The following is a 19165-nucleotide window of genomic DNA, read 5'->3' as shown; positions in this document are numbered from 1 at the left end:
TTCGACCGGCGATTCTGGGCATCTTCTGCGACACTCGAGCGCGAAACCGGTTAGTCGTGGTCCCCGATTTCGGCGAGGCGGGTGGCCTCGTCCGCGAGGATGCAGGACTCGATGACGGCGTCGAGGGCGCCGTTCATCACGGTGTCGAGGTTGTACGCCTTGTAGCCGGTGCGGTGGTCGGCGATACGGTTCTCCGGGAAGTTGTACGTGCGGATGCGCTCTGACCGGTCCATCGTGCGGATCTGGCCCTTGCGGACCAGGGACGCGGCCGCGTCGATCTCTTCCTGCTGCCGGGCGAGGACGCGGGCGCGCAGGACGCGCATCCCGGCTTCCTTGTTCTGCAGCTGGCTCTTCTCGTTCTGCATCGCGACCACGATTCCGGTCGGAAGGTGGGTGATGCGCACCGCGGAGTCCGTCGTGTTGACGGACTGGCCGCCGGGGCCGCTCGACCGGTAGACGTCGATCTTGAGGTCGTTGTGGTTGATCTCGACTTCTTCGGGCTCATCGACCTCTGGAAACACGAGCACGCCCGCCGCAGAGGTGTGGATGCGTCCCTGCGACTCGGTCGCCGGCACCCGCTGGACGCGGTGCACGCCGCCCTCGTACTTGAGGTGCGCCCAGACGCCCTCAGCGGGGTCGTTGGTGTTGCTCTTGATCGCGAGCTGGATGTCCTTGATACCGCCGAGGTCGCTCGTGGTCTGCTCGATGATCTCGGTTTTCCACTTTTTCGACTCGGCGTAGTGCAGGTACATCCGGAGCAGGTCGGCGGCGAACAGTGCGGACTCCGCACCGCCCTCCCCCATCTTGATCTCCATGATCACGTCGCGGGCGTCGAGCTCATCGCGTGGGATGAGCAGACGGCGCAGCTTCGCGGAGGTGTCCTCGAGCTGGACCTCGAGCCCGGGGATCTCCTCGGCGAAGGACGAGTCCTCCTCCGCGAGCTCCCGGGCGGCGTCGAGGTTCTCACCGATTTCTTTCCACTCGTTCCAGGCCGCGATGATACGGCTCAGCTCGGCGTAGCGCCGGTTGACCTTCTTCGAACGGGCCGGGTTGGAGTGCAACTCCGGGTCGGCCAGTTCAGACTGCAGCTCGTCGAATTCGGCCTGCAGAGTCAGAACAGACTCGAACATTACTTGTCCTTGTCTGACCCGTTCAGGGACGGCATCGACTTCTGAACCTGCATGAGGAACTCCACGTTGGAGGACGTCTCCTTGAGGCGACCGAGGACGACCTCGAGTGCCTGCTGCTGGTCGAGTCCGGCAAGCGCACGACGGAGCTTCCAGGTGACCTTGACCTCGTCCGAGCTCATCAGCATTTCTTCACGACGGGTTCCCGATGCGTTGACATCGACCGCCGGGAAGATCCGCTTGTCGGCGAGCTGGCGCGAGAGGCGCAGCTCCATGTTGCCGGTGCCCTTGAACTCCTCGAAGATGACCTCGTCCATCTTGGAGCCGGTCTCGACGAGCGCGGACGCGAGGATGGTGAGCGAGCCACCGTTCTCGATGTTGCGCGCGGCGCCGAAGAAGCGCTTGGGCGGGTACAGGGCGGATGCGTCGACTCCACCGGAGAGGATCCGGCCCGACGGCGGCGCGGTCAGGTTGTACGCCCGCCCGAGTCGCGTGATCGAGTCGAGGAGCACGACGACGTCGTGTCCGAGTTCCACGAGGCGCTTGGCACGCTCGATGGCGAGCTCGGCGACCGTGGTGTGGTCCTCGGCCGGGCGGTCGAAGGTGGAGGCGATGACCTCACCCTTGACCGTGCGCTGCATGTCGGTGACCTCTTCCGGCCGCTCATCGACCAGCACGACCATGAGGTGGACCTCGGGGTTGTTGGTAGCGATGGCGTTCGCGATCTGCTGCATGACGATGGTCTTGCCGGCCTTGGGCGGCGCGACGATGAGGCCGCGCTGGCCCTTCCCGATCGGGGCGACGAGGTCGATGATGCGCTGGGTGAGCTTGCCGGGCTCGGTCTCGAGGCGGAGACGCTCCTGCGGGTACAGCGGGGTGAGCTTCTGGAACTCGACGCGATTGGCGGCTTCCTCGACGGACAGGCCGTTGATCGAGTCGACCTTGACGATCGCGTTGTACTTCTGGCGGCCGTTCTGGTCGCCCTCGTGCGGCTGGCGGATGGAACCGACGACGGCGTCACCCTTCCGCAGGTTGTACTTCTTGACCTGGCCGAGGGAGACGTACACGTCGCTCGCACCGGGCAGGTAGCCGGAGGTGCGCACGAACGCGTAGTTGTCGAGGACGTCGAGGATGCCGGCGACGGGGATCAGCACGTCGTCGTCGTTCAGCTCGGGCTCGAAGTCGTCGCCGGCGGTGACGCCGCGGCGCTTGCGGTCACGGAACCGGTTGCGGTTGCTGCGGCTGTTCAGGTCGTCGTCCTGGCCACGGTCCTGCTGGTTGCGGTCCTGCTGGCCGCGCTCCTGCTGCTGGGCCTGACGGTCCTGGTTGCGTTCCTGGTTACGTTCCTGGTTGCGCTCCTGCTGGGCCTGGCGGTCCTGCTGGTTGCGGTCCTGCTGCGCCTGGCGGTCCTGGTTGCGGTCCTGCTGGGACTGGTTGTTCCGGTCCTGCTGCGCCGCGTTGTTGCGGTCCTGGTTGCGGTCCTGATTGCGGTCCTGGTTGCGGTCCTGGTTGTCCTGGCCGCGCTCGGCGTTCTGGTTCTGCTGGTTCTGGTTGCGGTTCGACTGGCGGCCGTTCTGCTGACGGGAGTTGTCGTCCTGCTCGCCGCCCGCCTGGTTCTGGTTGCCGCCCCGGTTGCGATTACGGTTGCGACCCTGGCGCGGCTGTTCGGCCTGCTCGGTGGACTCGTCGGAGTCCGTGTCGGTGTCCGTGTCGGCGGTGACCGTCTCGGCGTCCGCCGTGCGGTTGCCGGCGAAGTGGTCGACGGGAGCGTCTGCGGATGCCTCGGCGGTCGCGACGTCCTCATCGGTCGCGACGGGGATGCCCGCCGTGCCCTGTGCGAGTTCGTCGTTCAGGGCGTCGATGCGGCTGCGCGCGTCGATGCTGTTGCGGGCGGAACCGTTGCGTCCGTTGCCGCGGGCACTGCTGCGGCGCGAGCGGCCGGTCGTGACGGGGGCCTCGGTGACCTCGGCGGTCTCGGTGTCGGTCGCTGCGGCATCCGTCGCGGCGGAAGACGCGGGCGCTTCGCTCGTGGGAACCTCGACGACGGGAGCCTCGACGACGGGAGCTTCGGCGGAAGGCGCCTCGGTCGGGGCCTCGGTCGCTGCTGCTTCCGCGGCGGCCTTGACCGACACGGACGTGGCGCGCTTGCGCGCCTGGCGGACCGGCTTCTCGGCGGCGACAGGGGCCTCCGTGGTGCCGGTGCCACCGGCGTAGGTGGTGGGGGCCGTCGTGCGACGGGTCGTCGCGGCGGCGTCCGGGAGGATGAGGCCGATGCCGAGGTCGCCGTCAGCGTTGACGTGCGCGGCGGCGGGGGCAGCGGTCGCGGTGGTGGCGCGGCGCGGCGCACACTTGCGCGGCGGGGCTTCGACGAGAGTCGCGGTCGCGGCTGCTGCCGCGGCCGGCTCGGCGACGGCCGGCTCGGAAACGAGCTGCTCGGAGACGACCGGCTCGGTCGCGGCGAAGGCGGGGATTTCGAGCTCGGGGCTCACGGTGTCGCCACCGGCCTGGACGGCGGTGATGGCGGAGACGAGCTCGCCCTTGCGGAGCTTGGAGGAGCCGGGGATGCCCAGTTCGAGCGCGAGAGCCTGAAGCTCTGCGACACGGAGGGTTCCCAGGCGGGATGAATCCGCGGCACTTGCGCGGAGGTTGACGTCAGTCACGAAAATTTGTCCTTTCCCCCGGCACGAACATTTACGAAAACCGGGGAAGCTGTGGCAACGTCGGAGGCGCTGCGGGTGGTTCAATCCCACAGAAAGTGGATTGAAGTGAACACACACAGCCACGCACAGATGTCGCGATAGCAGTGAGTTACGGGAAATGCACCATCGAAAGGAACCGGTCGTTAGGCGATTTCTTCGGGTACGCCATCGACTCTAGCAGAGCATTCCGAGAACGGATGCCGCGCCATCCCCTGCCGCGGCACCCCCCGTTCGCGCGCTTCAGGTCAGGCGGCGACTGCCGCGTCCGTGCGGGTGACGGTCGCGCCCTGGAAGTCCACGGCGAGCATGAGTGCCTGCCAGGGGGTCTCCGAGTTCGCGGCGACGAGCTCCGCGGCGACGAGGCGCTGGCCGGGGTCGCTCGCGAGCACGAGGATCGACGGGCCGGCTCCGGAGACGACGGCCGCGAAGCCGTGCTCCCTGAGCAGGGTGATCAACCGGTTGGTCTCGGGCATCGCGGCGGCACGGTAGCTCTGGTGCAGCTTGTCCTCTGTCGCGGCGAGCAGCAGCTCCGGGCTCTGGATGAGCGCGGCGATGAGCAGCGCGGAGCGGGACAGGTTGAAGACGGCGTCCTCGTGCGGCACGGTCTCGGGCTGGAGGCTGCGGGCGAGCGCGGTCGACATGGCCTGCTCAGGCACGAACACGAGCGGCTTCACGCCGCGGTGCACCATCAGCTTCTTGTGCCGGGGGCCCTCCGGGGTCGTCCACGCGATCGTGAGGCCGCCGAAGAGTGCGGGCGCGACGTTGTCCGGGTGCCCCTCCATCTCGGTGGCGAGGGTGAGCAGTGCTTCGGAGTCGATGTCGACGATGCCCTCGAGCAGGCCCTTGGCGGCCATGATCCCGGAGACGATCGCTGCCCCAGAGGATCCCATGCCGCGGCCGTGCGGGATCTTGTTGTGGGCGACGAGCGCGAGGCCCGGCATCCGCTGCCCATAGGCGGCGAAGGTGTGCGCGATGGCCTGCACGACGAGGTTCGTCTCGTCGGTCGGCACCACGCCGGCGCCGACGCCCTGCACGTCGACGAACACGCCGGGTTCCTCACGCACGCTCACGTCGAGGCGGTCGTAGTAGGAGAGGGCGAGGCCGAGGGTGTCGAAGCCGGGGCCGAGGTTCGCGGTCGTCGCGGGAACCTGGACGGTCACCGAACGTCCGGCGAGGAGGGAAGGACCGGACACGGCTTCGGCCAGGGTCACTTCTTGGCCAGACCGAGGACGCTGGCGATTTCGGCGGTGTCGACGGGCACGACGGTCGGAGTGATCTCGGCGCCGTCCGCGGTGCGGAGCGCCCACTGCGGGTCCTTGAGGCCGTGGCCGGTGACCGTGAGCACGACCGTCGCGCCGGCGGGGATGAGCCCGGCTTCGGCACGCTCGAGCAGGCCTGCGACGCTGATCGCGGAGGCGGGTTCGACGAAGATGCCGACCTCTGCGGAGAGGATGCGGTAGGCCTCGAGGATTTTGGCGTCGCTGATCGCGCCGAAGTAGCCGTTCGTGAGCTTCTGCGCCGCGAGGGCGAGGTCCCAGGACGCCGGGTTGCCGATGCGGATGGCGCTCGCGATGGTCTCGGGGTGGTCTACGCGGTGGCCGAGCACGATCGGGGCGCTGCCGGCGGCCTGGAAGCCGAACATGCGCGGGAGCTTCGTGGTCGCGCCGCGCTCGAGTTCTTCGGTGTAGCCGCGGGTGTACGCGGTGTAGTTCCCGGCGTTTCCGACGGGGACGATGTGGATGTCCGGCGCGTCTTCGAGCACCTCGACGACCTCGAAGGCCGCCGTCTTCTGGCCCTCGATGCGGTCGGGGTTGACAGAGTTGACGAGGTGCACCGGGTAGTTGGCCGAGAGGTCGCGGGCGATGTCGAGGCAGTCGTCGAAGTTGCCCTGCACCTGCAGGAGCTGCGCGTTGTGCGCGATGGCCTGGCTGAGCTTGCCGAGGGCGATCTTGCCCTCCGGCACGAGCACGACCGCGAGGATGCCGGCGTGAGTCGCGTATGCGGCGGCCGAGGCAGAGGTGTTGCCGGTCGAGGCGCAGATGACGGCCTTCGCGCCGTCTTCGACGGCCTTCGAGATCGCCATCGTCATGCCGCGGTCCTTGAAGGAGCCGGTCGGGTTCATGCCCTCGTACTTGATCCAGACCTTCGCGCCGGTGCGCTTCGACAGCGCGGGGGCGGGAATCAACGGCGTGCCACCCTCGCCGAGCGTGATGATCGGGGTCGCGTCGGTGATGTTCAGGCGGTCGGCGTATTCACGCAGCACTCCCCGCCACTGACGGGACTGGGTCTTCACGGCCTGCGTGGACTCTCGTTCGCTGGACATCAGGCTCCTTCAACTCTCAAAACGGATGCGACGGTGGTGACAAATCTGTTGGCGGCGAGGTCGGTCACGGTGGCGGCGAGTGCCGCCTCCGTTGCCTCGTGGGTTCCGATCACAAGGGTAGCCGTGGACGGGACGGCCGCGTGACTGGACGTGAGGGGACGTGCGGGGGTCATCGACTGCTCGACGAGGGCCAGCGAGACGCCATGGTCACTGAACACCCCGGCCAGGGTCGCGAGCACGCCCGGCTCGTCGGTCACCTCGAGGGTGACCGCGTAGCGGGTCGTGATGCTGCCGATGTCGAAAACGGGCAGGTCGGCGTGGATCGAGGCCGCGACTCCGGGGCCGCCGGCGATGTGGCGGCGGGCGAGGGAGACCAGGTCGCCGAGCACTGCGGATGCGGTCTCGACTCCCCCGGCGCCCGCGCCGTAGAACATCAGGCTGCCCGCGGATTCGGCCTCGACGAAGACGGCGTTGTTCGCTCCGTGCACGGCCGCGAGCGGGTGGCTGCGCGGCACCATCGCGGGGTAGACCCGGGCGGAGACCCCGGCCTGGCCGGTCGCGGCATCCGTGATGCGTTCGCAGATGGCGAGGAGCTTGACCACGTAGCCGGCCTTGCGGGCGGACTCGATCTGCGCGGGCGTGACCTCGGTGATGCCTTCGCGGTAGACGGATGCGAGCGGCACGTGGGTGTGGAAGGCGAGGCTCGCGAGAATGGCCGCCTTCTGCGCCGCGTCGTAGCCGCCGATGTCCGCGGTCGGGTCGGCTTCGGCGTAGCCGAGCTCCGTCGCGGTGGCGAGGGCTTCCTCGAGGCTGTCCCCATCGGTGTCCATCCGGTCGAGGATGAAGTTCGTGGTGCCGTTGACGATGCCGAGGATGCGGTTGATCTGGTCGCCGCCGAGGCTGTCGCGCAAGGGCCGCAGGATCGGGATGGCGCCTGCGACGGCGGCCTCGTAGTTGAGCTGGGCGCCGACCTGGTCTGCGACGGCGAAGAGTTCGGGCCCGTGGGTCGCGAGGAGAGCCTTGTTCGCGGTGACGACATCCGCCCCTGAGTTCATCGCCATCAGGATGTAGCTGCGGGCCGGTTCGATGCCGCCGAGCAGTTCGATGACGACGTCCGCGCCGAGGATGAGGGACTCGGCGTCGGTCGTGAAGAGCTCGTGCGGCAGGTCGACGGTGCGTTCGGCGTTGACGTCGCGCACGAGGATGCCGACGAGTTCGAGGCCGGCGCCGACCCGGTTGGCGAATTCCTCGCTCTGCTCGAGCAGCAGCCGGGCGACCTGGGCGCCGACGTTGCCGCCGCCCAGGAGGGCGACGCGCAGGTTGCGGTATTCGATCATCGGATGGCTTCCTTCGGTTGATCGGTGCCGGCGGGGGCCGCGACGACGGCGGTGATCCCGGTGTCGCGGGAGAGCAGGTCGGCGATCGTCTCGCCGCGGACGAGCAACCGGGCGGCGCCGTCCAGCACGGCGACGACCGGCGGGCGGCCAAGGTAGTTGTAGTTACTCGCGAGGGAGTAGCAGTACGCACCGGTCGCGGCGACGGCGACGAGGTCGCCGGGGCCGACGTCGCCGGGCAGGTAGTCGGCGTCGACGACGATGTCGCCGCTCTCGCAGTGCTTGCCCGCGACGCGTACGAGCACGGGCTCCGCGGTGCTCGAGCGGCCCGCGAGCCGCACAGAGTAGTCGGCGCCATAGAGCGCCGGCCGGGCGTTGTCGCTCATGCCGCCGTCGATGCTCACGTAGAGCCGCGGCGCACCCGACACGTCGACGGCCTTGGTGGTGCCGACCTCGTACAGGGTGATGCCCGCCGGGCCGATGATGGAGCGGCCGGGCTCGAAGGCGACGATGGGCACCGGGATGCCGCGCGCCGCACACTCTGCCGCGACGATGTCGGCCAGACGGGCGGCGAGTTCGTGGATCGGGGTGGGCGTGTCCGCGTCGGTGTACGCGATGCCGAAGCCGCCGCCGAGGTTGAGCTCGGGAACAGGCCCGCCGACGAGGAGCGCGGCGTGCACGGCGAGCAGGCGGGAGGCGGACTCTGCGAACCCGTCGGCTCCGAAGATCTGGGAACCGATGTGGCAGTGCAGGCCGATGAAGCGCAGGGCCGGCTCCGCACGGATCAGGGCGACGAGGCGCGGGCCATCCTCGAGCGTGATGCCGAACTTCTGGTCCTCGTGCGCGGTGGCGAGGAACTCGTGCGTGTGCGCGTGCACGCCGCTGTTGACCCTGAGCCGCACGTTCTGCACGATGCCGTGCCGGGCCGCTGCCGCGGCGACACGGGAGATCTCGACGGTCGAGTCGATCACGATCGTGCCGACGCCGGTGGCACAGGCCTCGTCGATCTCGGCGAGGGACTTGTTGTTGCCGTGGAAGCCGAGGCGGGCGCCGGGCGCGCCGGCCGCGAGGGCGACGGCGAGTTCCCCGCCGCTGCAGACGTCGATGTTGAGTCCCTCGGCGAGCATCCAGCGGGCGACCTCGCTCGACAGGAAGGCCTTGCCGGCGTAGTAGACCTTGACCGTGGTGCCGATGCGGGAGAATTCTGCCTCGAAGGCGGAACGGAGGGCGGATGCGCGGGCGCGGGCATCCGCTTCGTCGATGACGTAGAGCGGGGTGCCGAACCGGGCGGCCAGGTCAGGCGCGGAGACGCCGCCGATGACGAGGTCGCCGGCAGGCGCGCGGTGCATGGTCGCGGGCCAGAGGCCGGCCGAGAGCGCGTTGGCGTCTCCGGGCAGGACGAGCCAGTCGGGGGCGAGCGGGTTGGTGGCCACGGGTGAAAACCTCACGGGAAAGTCGAGTGGGTGTCTCACTGAGTGGCGAGCGAACCCGGATTGGTCCCTGAAGCCAGTGAAGATTCCGCCGGTATGACAGCGAACCTGCACCGATTCTAGCGAGCAAGGGGTGCGCGCGCCGAATCAGCCGGCGGAGCAGGTGCCGAGGGTGGTCAGCGACTGCGCGGTGAGCGTCAGGGTGCTCGACTCCAGCGTAATGCGCGCCCGCCCCGGTGTGACGTCGACGCCGGCGAGGTTGACGCCCTCGGGGAGGTACCCGGCCACGCACACCCGGACCGGCTGCTGGCCGAGCACGAGCGGCAGGATTGCCGTCGCATCGAGGCTGCCCGCCCCGGTGGTGATCGTCGCATTGCTCGGTGTGAAGAGCAGCGAGTCGGCCGCAGCGGTCGGGGTGGCGGTGGCCTGGTAGCCGATGTCCAGGCCGAAGACGCTCACGCTGCCCTCGTACTGCACGGTGCCGTCGCCGAGCACGAGGTTGGCTGCGGGCGCCCCCTTCGGCAGGGCCGCCGCGAGCAGGGTGTTGAGCGCCGCCTGGTCGAGGTCGACCGTTCCGCGCACGTCGCCGACCTGTTTGGCCTGGTCGACGGGCACGTCGGTCGCGACGAGGTGAACGGATGCCGGCACGCCGTTCACCGTGAGGGCGGGAGCGACCAGGGTGACCCGGTCGAAGCTCCCCATCAGGTACTGCGCGATCACGGACAGGCCGCCGATCGAGACGGACACGTCGCCCGTGACCGAATCGGGCAGGTGCGCCGCGATCTCGGCCTTCGCCCGGTTCTCGGCGTAGTTGCGCACGCCGGCATCGGCGACGAAGAAGGCGGCGACGAGGGCGAGCACCACGATCGTCGCGATGATGAAACCACTCAGGCCACGGCGCCTGCGCGTTGCGGCTCCCCTGCCCGTTGCGGCGTCGCGGTCCACGGTCACATCCGCTCGGGAGCAGCCACGCCGAGGAGGCCGAGGCCGTTGCGGATGACCTGGCCGGTCGCGTCGTTGAGCCAGAGGCGCGTGCGGTGCAGTTCCGTGACGGGCTCGTCGCCAAGCGGGATCACCCGGCAGTTGTCGTACCAGCGGTGGTAGTAGCCGGCGACCTCTTCGATGTACCGGGCGATGCGATGCGGCTCGCGCAGTTCGGCGGCGAGGGCGACCATGCGCGGGTATTCCTGGAGCACGCCGAGCAGGGCGGACTCGCTGTCGTGCACGAGCAGCTCAGGGGCGAAGTCGGTGCGTTCGACGCCCGCTGCCGCGGCGTTGCGGGCGACGGAGCAGGTGCGCGCGTGGGCGTACTGCACGTAGAAGACCGGGTTCTCGTTGCTGTGCTTGCCGAGCAGGTCGAGGTCGATGTCGAGCGCGGTGTCGCTCGAGGAGCGCACGAGCGAGTAGCGGCCGGCGTCGACGCCGACGGCGTCGACGAGGTCGTCGAGGGTCACGATCGTGCCGGCGCGCTTGGACATCCGCAACGGTTCGCCGTCCTTGAGCAGGTTGACCATCTGGCCGATCAGAATCTGCAGGTTGACCCCTGGGACGTCACCGAAGGCCTCGACCATGGCCATCATGCGGCCGACGTAGCCGTGGTGGTCTGCACCGAGCATGATCAGGTTCTGGTCGAAGCCGCGCTCGCGCTTGTCGAGGTAGTAGCCGAGGTCGCCGGAGATATAGGCCGGTTCACCGTTCGAGCGGATGATGACCCGGTCACGGTCATCGCCGAAGGTCGTCGTACGGAGCCAGATGGCGCCATCCGCTTCGAAGATGTGGCCGAGGCCGCGCAGGCGCTCGATGGCCCGGTTGACCGCGCCGGACTCGTGCAGCGAGTCCTCGTGGAAGTAGACGTCGAAGTCGACGCCGAAGCCGTGCAGCTTCTCCTTGATCTCGGTGAACATCAGGTCGACGCCGATCGAGCGGAAGGCTTCCTGCTGTTCCTCGCGGGGCAGGTCGGCGATCGGGGTTGTTCCGTCGTACTTCGCGACGACCTGGTCGGCGATGTCGCCGATGTACGCTCCGCCGTAGCCGTCCTCGGGGGTGTGCTCGCCGAGATAGGCGGCCAGGACGCTGCGGGCGAAACGGTCGATCTGCGAACCGTGGTCGTTGAAGTAGTACTCGCGCGTGACATCCGCACCCTCCGCCTGAAGCACCCGGGCGAGGCTGTCGCCCACGGCGGCCCAGCGGACGCCGCCCATGTGGATGGGGCCGGTGGGGTTGGCCGAGACGAACTCGAGGTTGATCTTGATGCCGTCGTAGAGGTGGCCGGTGCCGTATGCCGGGCCGGCTTCGACGATGGTCTTCGCGAGCGCGCCGGCGGATGCCGCTTCGAGGCGGATGTTGATGAAGCCGGGGCCGGCGATTTCGACGGAGGCGACGTCGGGCAGCGCCTCGAGCCCTGCCGCGAGTTCGGTGGCGACCTCGCGCGGCTTGTAGCCGAGCGGCTTGGCGATCTTCATCGCGATGCTCGAGGCCCAGTCGCCGTGGTCGCGGTTGCGCGGGCGTTCGAGGGTGACGTCGCCGGCGTTGGCCAGGACGAGGTCGAGCCCACCGGTGTCGATGCCTTCTGCGCGTCGGCGCTCACCCAACTGCTGGATCAGGGCGAACAGGGATTCGGAAAGCTCGGCGGGGGTCACGGAAACCAAGCTTACCGGCCCGGTTTCGAGGACCTCGCTTGGTAAGGTCAACCCGTGACTCTCTTCGATTCGCCCGCCTCCCCGTCCGCCCGGCGCTTGCGCGCCGGAGTCTTCCTCTGCGTCGGCGCGCTGAGTCTCATTGGCTTGTCCGGCTGCGCAGCGGATGCAGCGCCCTCGGCCTCCGGTTCGGCGAGCGCCCCCGCGACCGGGGGTTCTTCCTCGTCAGCGAGCGCATCGGCCGCCGCGACGGCAACACCGACGCCCACGCCGACCCCGGCAGGGACCGCTGTCGCGATGACGTGCACCGACCTGCTCACCCTGGACGACGTCTACGCGTTCAACCCGAACTACGGCACCGACCCCTCCTACAAGCCGACATCCTCATCGGCCAAGACCGCGGCCTCCTTCCAGGGACTCACGTGCGGCCTGCTCAACCAGTCGAGCGACGGCACAATCGAAATCTCGCTCACCCAGCCCAACGCGCAGCTCATGACGCAGCAGCAGGACAAGGCCGTCGCGTCGTCGAAGATCGTCCCGACCTATGGCACTCCCCCGACCGTCCAGGGCTTCTTCGCCGTGACCAACGGCATCGGCGAGGCTCAGGTCTTCACCGACACGTACTGGCTCACGATCAGCTCATCGAACTTCCTGGAGCCCGGCGACGCCGAGTCCCTCGTCTCCGCGGCCCTCGGCCACCTGAAGTAGCTCGCCCCACCCTGACGAAGAGGGCAAAAATCCCGCGCAACGGCGGAACTCCCGCGCTCGATTCCGCCCGCTGACGGCCGCTGTGCCGAGCGCGGGAGTTGCGCCTCAACGCGGGTGGCATACCACGAGCGCAGCGGCGGAACACCCGCGCCGGATGGCCGCAGCGCTCCCGATTAGGTGCCGGTGCGAACACCGGCCTCCCGGATGCTGGTAACCTAGTGTTTTCCCGGGCCCCCATAGCTCAGGGGATAGAGCACTGCCCTCCGGAGGCAGGGGCGGCAGTTCGAATCTGCCTGGGGGCACACCAATAAAAGTCCAGACCAGCGGCTAATCTGTCTCAGTCCCGAGGTTCTCAAGATCGTCGTGTGACTTCGATTTGACTTCAATTACTTTCACGGCCACCTGATTCAGCGCGACTGCAACACTGTCGAGGTCCGAATCAAAGAGGTCCGCGTAGGTGTCGAGAGTCTCCTTCGCGGAGGCGTGACCCAGCATTCTTTGGAGTGCTTTGACGTTGGCACCGGCCGATACAGCAAGGCTTGCGCATGTATGACGGAGCTCATGCGGAGTCAGGCCCGGGACGCCGATTTCCGCGGCTGCCGCAGTCAGGAAGCCACGGCGGAAGATGCGATTGCGGAGCACACCTCCGCCTCGTTGTCCGACGAAGACGTGGTCGCCTGGCTTCCGGTCCGCGATTGCCTGTTCCAGTCTCAAGAGAATGAATGCGGGAACCGGGATTGATCGCTCCTCATAGTCTTTGGGCGTGGATTCCTCGAGGTAGCCGTTGATCTCGATCATCGTGTGCCGCACCTCGAGCCGGCCGCGCTTTACATCAACATCAGCAACGGTGAGTCCGGCCAGTTCGCCCCAGCGAAGGCCGCAATAGCTCAACACGAGGACCACGAGTCCATATCCAACGCCTCGACCCTCGACGGCTTCCTCGAGGTCATGGACCTGCTCGTGAGTCAAGTACGTCTTGGAAACTTTGGAAACCTTGGGGAGCTTCAGGCGGGCGGCAGGATTCGTAGTGATCCGGCCATCGTCGACGGCCATCTGCAGCGCGCCCCCCAGCGTATTGACGATTTTGCGCACGGACCAAGGCGCTTGGGTTTCAGAGAGCCTTGAGGCCCATTCCTGGACGGTCATCCGTTCCAAGTCGCCGAGGGGAATGCCCCCGAGGTCGGGAGCGATATTGCGCCGGATTATGCCTTGGGCCCTATCGATGGTGGAAGGTCGGAGATCGCTACGCGTCGCGAGCCAGCGATCCATCCACTCGGCCACAGTTACCCGAGAGCGCGTGGGATCTACGTAGGAGCCGCGACTCTTCGACACTTCAACCGAGGCGAGGAACAGCGTTGCTTCCTTCTTCGTTGAGAACCCACGTCTGGTGGTAGAGCTGTGGTCGGGCTTCCGGTACTGAACGCTGTTAACGCCGACCGAAAATAGGGCCAGTATCGCCGATTGAAAACAGGGCCACCGACCATTATGGAAGGTGATCAATATGGATGATTGGGCGAAGATTCGCCAACTGTTTTCCACGGGCCAGCACTCGAAGCGGGAGATCGGCCGGCTCGTCGGGGTGTCTCGGGGAACGGTGGATCGGGCGTTGGAAACGGACCGGCTGCCGAAGTACCAGCGGCCCGCGGTCGGGTCGAGTTTTGACGCGTTCGCCCCGCAGGTTCGGGTGTTGTTGGCCGTGACGCCGACGATGGCCGCGTCAACGCTCGCGGAACGGGTCGGTTGGCTCGGGTCTGCGTCGGTGTTCCGGGACAAAGTCGCTGGGATCCGGCCGGAGTACGTGCCGCCGGACCCCGCGGACCGTCTCGTGCACGAGCCCGGACAGCAGGTCCAGTGCGACTTGTGGTTCCCCCACGAGGACCTCCCGCTCGGCCACGGGCAGCAGGGCACGCCGCCGGTGCTGGTGATGACGTCCACGTTCTCGGGGTTCTTCCAAGCCCTGATGCTGCCGTCTCGGAAGACACCGGATCTGCTCGGCGGGATGTGGTCCCTGCTCCAGGCTGCCCGCGCGGTCCCGCGACGGCTGCTCTGGGACAACGAGTCCGGCATCGGCCGTGGCAAGCTCACCGAGCCTGCGGCCGCGTTCGCGGGCACTCTCGGCACCGAGGTCAAGCTCCTCAAGGCCCGGGACCCGGAGTCCAAGGGCATGGTCGAGCGGCGGAACCGGTTCTTCCGCTCGTCGTTCATGCCGGGCCGAGTGTTCCTGTCGCCGCAGGACTTCAACGAGCAGCTCGCGTCCTGGCTGCCCGTGGCTAACGCGCGTCACTCTCGGTCCCGGCGCGCCCGCCCGGTCGACTTGATCGACCAGGACCGGGCCGCGATGCGGCCGTTGTCGCCGGTGGCGCCAGACGTGTTGTTCCGGAACACGGTGCGTCTGCCCCGGGACTACTACGTCCGGGTGCACTCCAACGACTACTCCGTCGCGCCGGCCCTGATCGGCAGGCTCGTGGACGTGAGCGCTGACCTTGACCAAGTCCACGTCGCCCACAACGGTGTCACCGTGACCTCTCACGACCGGGCCTGGGCCCGTCAGCTGACCATCACCGACCCTGACCATGTCGCCCAGGCCGCCGTGCTCCGGCGCCAGTTCCAGACCCTGCACCGCCATCAACGGCCCCAAGCCCACGTCGCGTTCGTCGAATCGGCGAGCCTGTCGGACTATGACGACGTGTTCGGTGTCGATATCGGGCCCGGCCTGCTCGAGTTGGGGAGGCTCGCGTGAGCGGGGCGGCGTCTCAGATCGAGTACTACGCCCGCGCGCTGCGCGCCCCGAGGATCGGTGACGCGTTCCGGCGCCTGGGCGACCAGGCCCGCGACGCGGGCTGGTCCCACGAGGAATACCTTGCCGCGGTGCTCTCCCGTGAGGTCTCCGAGCGGGAAGCGTCCGGTGCGGCCCTGCGGATCAAAGCGGCCCGGTTCCCCGGCCACAAGACCCTCGAGGACTTCAACTTCGATCACCAGCCCTCCGCGGACAGGAACCTGATCGCCCACCTCGGCACGAGCGTGTTCGCCACCGAGGCGAAGAACATCGTGCTCCTCGGGCCGCCCGGCACGGGCAAAACCCACCTCGCCGTCGCGCTGGGCGTCCAAGCCGCCAAACACGGCCACCGCGTCCTCTTCGACACCGCGACCGGCTGGGTCGCCCGCCTCCAAGAGGCCCATTCCCGCGGCAAGCTCGCCGCGGAACTGATCCGCCTCCGCCGTTACAGCGTGCTGATCTGCGACGAGGTCGGCTACATTCCGTTCGACCAGGACGCGGCGAACCTGTTCTTCCAGCTCGTCGCGAGCCGTTACGAACACGCGTCCTTGATCTTGACGAGCAACCTGTCATTCGGGCGCTGGGGCGAGGTCTTCGGCGACCCCACCGTCGCGTCCGCGATGATCGACCGCATCGTCCACCACGCCGACGTCCTCAGCCTCAAAGGCAACAGCTACCGGCTCAAAAGCCACCAGCCCGCCGCCGATACGGCATAGTAGAAACACACATAGTGGTCCTGTTTTCAAACGGCACTATTGGCCCTGTTTTGGGTCGGCGTCAACAAACGCGATATTTCTTTCCCGACGCAGTCGTGTATGAAGTCACACTTCCCACGTTCGCAACCCCTCTCCCAACAGATGTCGAAATCATTTTCTTCGAGGAATGCCCAGACGGTGATACCGCCTGGGCATCAAAAATGTTGCTCTTCAGCTGCTCGACAATGGTCGTCCTATTTTGCGAGCGATAGCGCCTGCGCCATGACGGAATCGGAAATCGCCAGATTCCCACCGAGGATCACGATCTTCGTTGGCTTCAACCGCGTTAGCTCGGCGCCGATCACTGCGGGAATACCGTTCGGCTGGACGAGGAGCACTGGACCGCCATTCACGACCGCTGCAGACCCGCCCGAAAGAGCATCCTGGTAGGTGGCCCCAGTTGCGAGGTACACCACCGGAACCCCGGTTGCAAAGGTTCCGGCCGATACGGCCGCTGACGTTCCGTACGCATCAGGTCCCCAAAGTCTGGTCGTCGGTGCGATTCCTGCCAGCGCCGCCGCAACACCGTCTGAAATGGCCAGGTTTCCACCCAAGATGATTATCCGTGCGGGACGAAGCCGGGCCAGCTCAGTTGCGATCACGCCTGGAATTCCGTTCGGTTGAACCAGCAGGACCGGCCCCTTGTTTATGCCAGCCGCGGGCGCGCCCGACAGGGCATCCTGGTAGGTGTCCCCAGTGGCGATGTAGGCGACCGGCACGCCGGGGGCGAACGTACCTGCCGATACCGCGGCTGACGTGCCGTAGGCGTCAGGACCCCACAATCTGGTCGTCGGCGCAAGCCCTGAAAGGGTCGCGAACACTCCGTCCGAGACGGCAAGGTTTCCGCCGAGCACGACGATGCGAGCCGGTCGGAGTCGCGCCAGCTCCGCGGCGATCACGCCCGGGATCCCGTTCTGTTGAACGAGAAGGACAGGCCCTTTGTTCACCCCCGCCGCAGGCGCACCAGACAGCGCGTCCTGGTAGGTTTCTCCGGTTGCTACGTACGCCACGGGAACCCCCGCGGCAAATGAACCCGCGGACACGGCCGCCGAGGTTCCGTAAGCGTCAGGACCCCACAACCGTGCGACGGTGGCCGCGGCAGCCGGGGCAACCGGGGTAGTCGCAGGGCTCGATGCTGCCACCGAGGGCAGGCCCGTCTGCGAGCCCGTGATCGTTACGGTCACCGCCTTGCCGACATCCCCCAGTACCGGCGTGTACGTTGCCGTCGTGGCTCCAGCGACAGCAACGCCAGCCACGAACCACTGGTATGCGAAGGTGACGGTAGCCGGAGCCCAAACGCCAGGAAGGGCCGTGAGAACCAGACCGACCCCAGGCACTCCGGAAATGGTGGGGATTGCAGACGTCACGGCGGTCGCCGGTGCGCCAACGGTGTCGTACAGGGCGTAGTCATCGGTGACCAGAGTGCCATTCGAGATAAGGTTGAGCCCGAAGCTGAGCCCGGTGGATCCTGCCGGGACCGGGGGCGTGTCCCAAGCCACCTGGGTATATGTCGTCGAGGGCAAGTACTGAGGACCAGACGTCCAATAGATCCAGCCACCGACGGCATTTCGGTAGTAAACATCGAACTGCGTGTTGGCCGTCGAGGTGTACCACGCCCGAAGCGAGTAGGTATGACCGGGAGTGGCCGTCGGCGCACAGGTGCCGAGGTCCTGCGTGAGTGCGAGCTTCGCGTCTCCCGTGACCAGACCTGTCACGACCAGTTGTTCAGCGGCGGTTCCTGTGTGTGCGGCGGTCACGGTACTGAACGTCCTCGTGCTGATACCGAATCCACCCGGCTGCCAGCACTGCGGCGTCTGTCCAACGGCTCCGGGCGTCTCGAGGCTTGGGTTGAGCACAGCGTTCTCGCCTGGGCCGGGAGCGGCGCGGAAAGTGTTGGTCGAGGTGACGAGGGGCTTGACAGCCCCGCCGATGACCTGCGCGACCGTCTTGACGGTCGTGTTGTTCGTGGCGGCGCGGAGTTTGAGCCAGTCAACGAATTGCTGGAGCAGCGTCGGGGTGATCGTCAGATTCAGCGGGTCACATGCCCCGGTGCAGACGTGGTGCAGAGTCAGCTGAACCCAGCCACCGCCCGCCGTCTCCGCATCGGTCACAGTCTTCTGCAGGTCCGCGAGCGTCCACGTTGAGTCGATCTCGTCGGGGGCACGAGTCTCGAAGGCATTCAGCGGCGGTATCGTCTCAGCGAAGAGACCGGCAGTACCGCCAAACCGCGTGAACGTGTCACCGAGGTTGCGGGCGCTATTGAAGCCGCAGGCTTGCACAGCAGCGGAGACGGCCGGGTTCAGACTCGCGTACGGGTAGGCAAAGTCCGTGGTGGGGTAGCCCCAGCCGGCGAGGGTATTCCTGCCCTGACAGATCTGTTTCGTGACCTCATCCGCTGGGACGAGCGTTAGGTCGGGATGGCTGACGGTGTGTCCCCCGATCTCGTGGCCTCCGGCCTTGAGAGTGGCCAGGTCAGCCTGGGTCATGTAATCTTGGGCGCCGATCCAACCGGTAGCGATGAAGAATGTGCCCTTCATGCCGGCGGAGTCGAAAATCGGCAGCGCGGCCATCTGGTCTGCGTTGCCATCATCAAAAGTGAAACTCACGACCGTGGGAGGATCTGTGATCGCGGCCTGCGCGGGCGCCATCCCGAGCGATAGAGCCAGCCCGACCCCGGTGAGTACAGCCATGTTGCGCAGCAGCATTCGGCGGCGACTTGAAAGTTCATACATGATGTCTGTGCTCCTCAATGGTGTTCGGCAGCTGGTCGACGGTGACGCGCTATCCCGGGAGTTGACGTGAGGTGAGACGCAGAAAGGTGCCCGGTGCCTCAGTCTTAGTTTCGAACAGGTGCCAGAGCAATGGCTCGTCGGGACTCTGCGGGTTTCGCGCTGGTATCACGCACACGCATGTGGTTAACCGAACGATCCTCTACTGGCGCGCTCGTTTAATGGCGTGTAGGGGTGCTCGAAGCGAGTTGAACGGGCAATTCCGGAACGAGCCAATCGTGTCTAAGGTGAAGCGTTGCCGATCCTCGGCAAACAGAGCGAAGGGCGAACCCGAGTTGCGCAGAAATCTCTACGTGTCGGTGCGGCTCTGGACGGAGAGCGCGAAGACAAAATCGAACGGTCAAATGGGCGCGAATTCAATTTGAGCTTCGAAAGCGGCATCCGTAAATGGCACTTATGCCCCGTTACTTTCTTCGTAGTCTTCTTCGCAGCCTCAATCGGCGTGACCTGTGCGGGCGTTGTAACCGGGCCTGACTGGCATCAAGTGATCGCTGAGAGGGGCTGGGTCGGGACTCGTCCCAGACCGTTCGCCATTTGGATGCCAAGACCTGATGCCGCGGTTCCAGGCTAGCGAAGCCAGGGATGGGA

13 protein-coding genes and 1 tRNA gene are annotated in these 19165 nt (G+C 67.0%); 4 read left to right on the top strand and 10 right to left on the bottom strand.

What is annotated here, in order from left to right:
* Positions 1–50: 50 nt before the first annotated feature.
* The 8 genes from prfA to argS all read right to left on the bottom strand — a co-directional run bounded on the left by prfA (position 51) and on the right by argS (position 11552).
* The gene (prfA, locus tag RHM57_RS03005; RefSeq protein WP_134448141.1) at positions 51–1130 is read right to left on the bottom strand and encodes a peptide chain release factor 1; all 1080 of its coding nucleotides are present in this window, start codon (positions 1128–1130) and stop codon (positions 51–53) included.
* Positions 1130–3787 carry a transcription termination factor Rho gene (gene rho, locus RHM57_RS03000; protein WP_322136264.1) on the bottom strand — a complete coding sequence of 886 codons (2658 nt, stop codon included), beginning with the start codon at positions 3785–3787 and terminating at the stop codon, positions 1130–1132. The genes prfA and rho overlap by 1 nt, the downstream gene beginning before the upstream one ends.
* 284 nt (positions 3788–4071) lie before the next feature.
* Positions 4072–5037 carry a homoserine kinase gene (thrB, locus tag RHM57_RS02995; RefSeq protein WP_416172934.1) on the bottom strand — a complete coding sequence of 322 codons (966 nt, stop codon included), beginning with the start codon at positions 5035–5037 and terminating at the stop codon, positions 4072–4074.
* The gene (thrC, locus tag RHM57_RS02990) at positions 5034–6149 is read right to left on the bottom strand and encodes a threonine synthase (protein ID WP_134448137.1); all 1116 of its coding nucleotides are present in this window, start codon (positions 6147–6149) and stop codon (positions 5034–5036) included. Before thrC ends, thrB begins: the two co-directional genes overlap by 4 nt.
* Positions 6149–7486 carry a homoserine dehydrogenase gene (locus RHM57_RS02985; protein ID WP_134448135.1) on the bottom strand — a complete coding sequence of 446 codons (1338 nt, stop codon included), beginning with the start codon at positions 7484–7486 and terminating at the stop codon, positions 6149–6151. The genes thrC and RHM57_RS02985 overlap by 1 nt, the downstream gene beginning before the upstream one ends.
* The gene (gene lysA / locus RHM57_RS02980; protein WP_322189584.1) at positions 7483–8916 is read right to left on the bottom strand and encodes a diaminopimelate decarboxylase; all 1434 of its coding nucleotides are present in this window, start codon (positions 8914–8916) and stop codon (positions 7483–7485) included. The genes RHM57_RS02985 and lysA overlap by 4 nt, the downstream gene beginning before the upstream one ends.
* A gap of 144 nt (positions 8917–9060) precedes the next feature.
* Entirely contained in the window at positions 9061–9858 is a 798-nt protein-coding gene (locus tag RHM57_RS02975) for a DUF2993 domain-containing protein (RefSeq protein ID WP_322140691.1), read from the bottom strand.
* 2 nt (positions 9859–9860) lie between these two features.
* Entirely contained in the window at positions 9861–11552 is a 1692-nt protein-coding gene (argS, locus tag RHM57_RS02970; RefSeq protein ID WP_134564081.1) for an arginine--tRNA ligase, read from the bottom strand.
* Positions 11553–11606: 54 nt separating this feature from the next.
* Between argS and RHM57_RS02965 the strand changes: the two genes are divergently transcribed.
* Positions 11607–12257 carry a hypothetical protein gene (locus RHM57_RS02965; protein WP_322136267.1) on the top strand — a complete coding sequence of 217 codons (651 nt, stop codon included), beginning with the start codon at positions 11607–11609 and terminating at the stop codon, positions 12255–12257.
* Positions 12258–12487: 230 nt separating this feature from the next.
* Positions 12488–12559, top strand: a tRNA-Arg gene (locus RHM57_RS02960).
* 25 nt (positions 12560–12584) lie between these two features.
* Here RHM57_RS02960 and RHM57_RS02955 read toward each other — a convergent pair.
* Complete coding sequence (locus RHM57_RS02955) at positions 12585–13757, bottom strand: site-specific integrase (protein ID WP_322136268.1); 1173 nt, start codon at positions 13755–13757, stop codon at positions 12585–12587.
* 1 nt (position 13758) lies between these two features.
* Between RHM57_RS02955 and RHM57_RS02950 the strand changes: the two genes are divergently transcribed.
* Positions 13759–14997 (top strand): Mu transposase domain-containing protein, encoded by a 1239-nt coding sequence (locus RHM57_RS02950; protein WP_322136269.1) that lies wholly within the window; start codon positions 13759–13761, stop codon positions 14995–14997.
* Positions 14994–15749, top strand: coding sequence for an IS21-like element helper ATPase IstB (gene istB / locus RHM57_RS02945; RefSeq protein ID WP_322136270.1), 756 nt, complete (start codon positions 14994–14996; stop codon positions 15747–15749). The genes RHM57_RS02950 and istB overlap by 4 nt, the downstream gene beginning before the upstream one ends.
* Before the next feature lie 233 nt (positions 15750–15982).
* Here istB and RHM57_RS02940 read toward each other — a convergent pair whose 3' ends face one another.
* Entirely contained in the window at positions 15983–18520 is a 2538-nt protein-coding gene (locus tag RHM57_RS02940; RefSeq protein WP_322136271.1) for a cell wall-binding repeat-containing protein, read from the bottom strand.
* Positions 18521–19165: the final 645 nt, after the last annotated feature.

Source organism: Cryobacterium sp. 10S3 (assembly GCF_034344045.1).
GTDB lineage: Bacteria > Actinomycetota > Actinomycetes > Actinomycetales > Microbacteriaceae > Cryobacterium > Cryobacterium glucosi.
Note: the sequence above shows the minus strand (reverse complement) of the source record. Positions and strands in the feature narration are given on the sequence as shown.

Coding starts and splice junctions, on each gene's coding strand:
- prfA (WP_134448141.1), bottom strand. CDS start 1,130: ATGTTCGAGTCTGTTCTGACTCTGCAGGCCGAATTCGACGAGCTGCAG.
- thrC (WP_134448137.1), bottom strand. CDS start 6,149: ATGTCCAGCGAACGAGAGTCCACGCAGGCCGTGAAGACCCAGTCCCGT.
- RHM57_RS02985 (WP_134448135.1), bottom strand. CDS start 7,486: ATGATCGAATACCGCAACCTGCGCGTCGCCCTCCTGGGCGGCGGCAAC.
- RHM57_RS02950 (WP_322136269.1), top strand. CDS start 13,759: ATGGATGATTGGGCGAAGATTCGCCAACTGTTTTCCACGGGCCAGCAC.
- RHM57_RS02940 (WP_322136271.1), bottom strand. CDS start 18,520: ATGTATGAACTTTCAAGTCGCCGCCGAATGCTGCTGCGCAACATGGCT.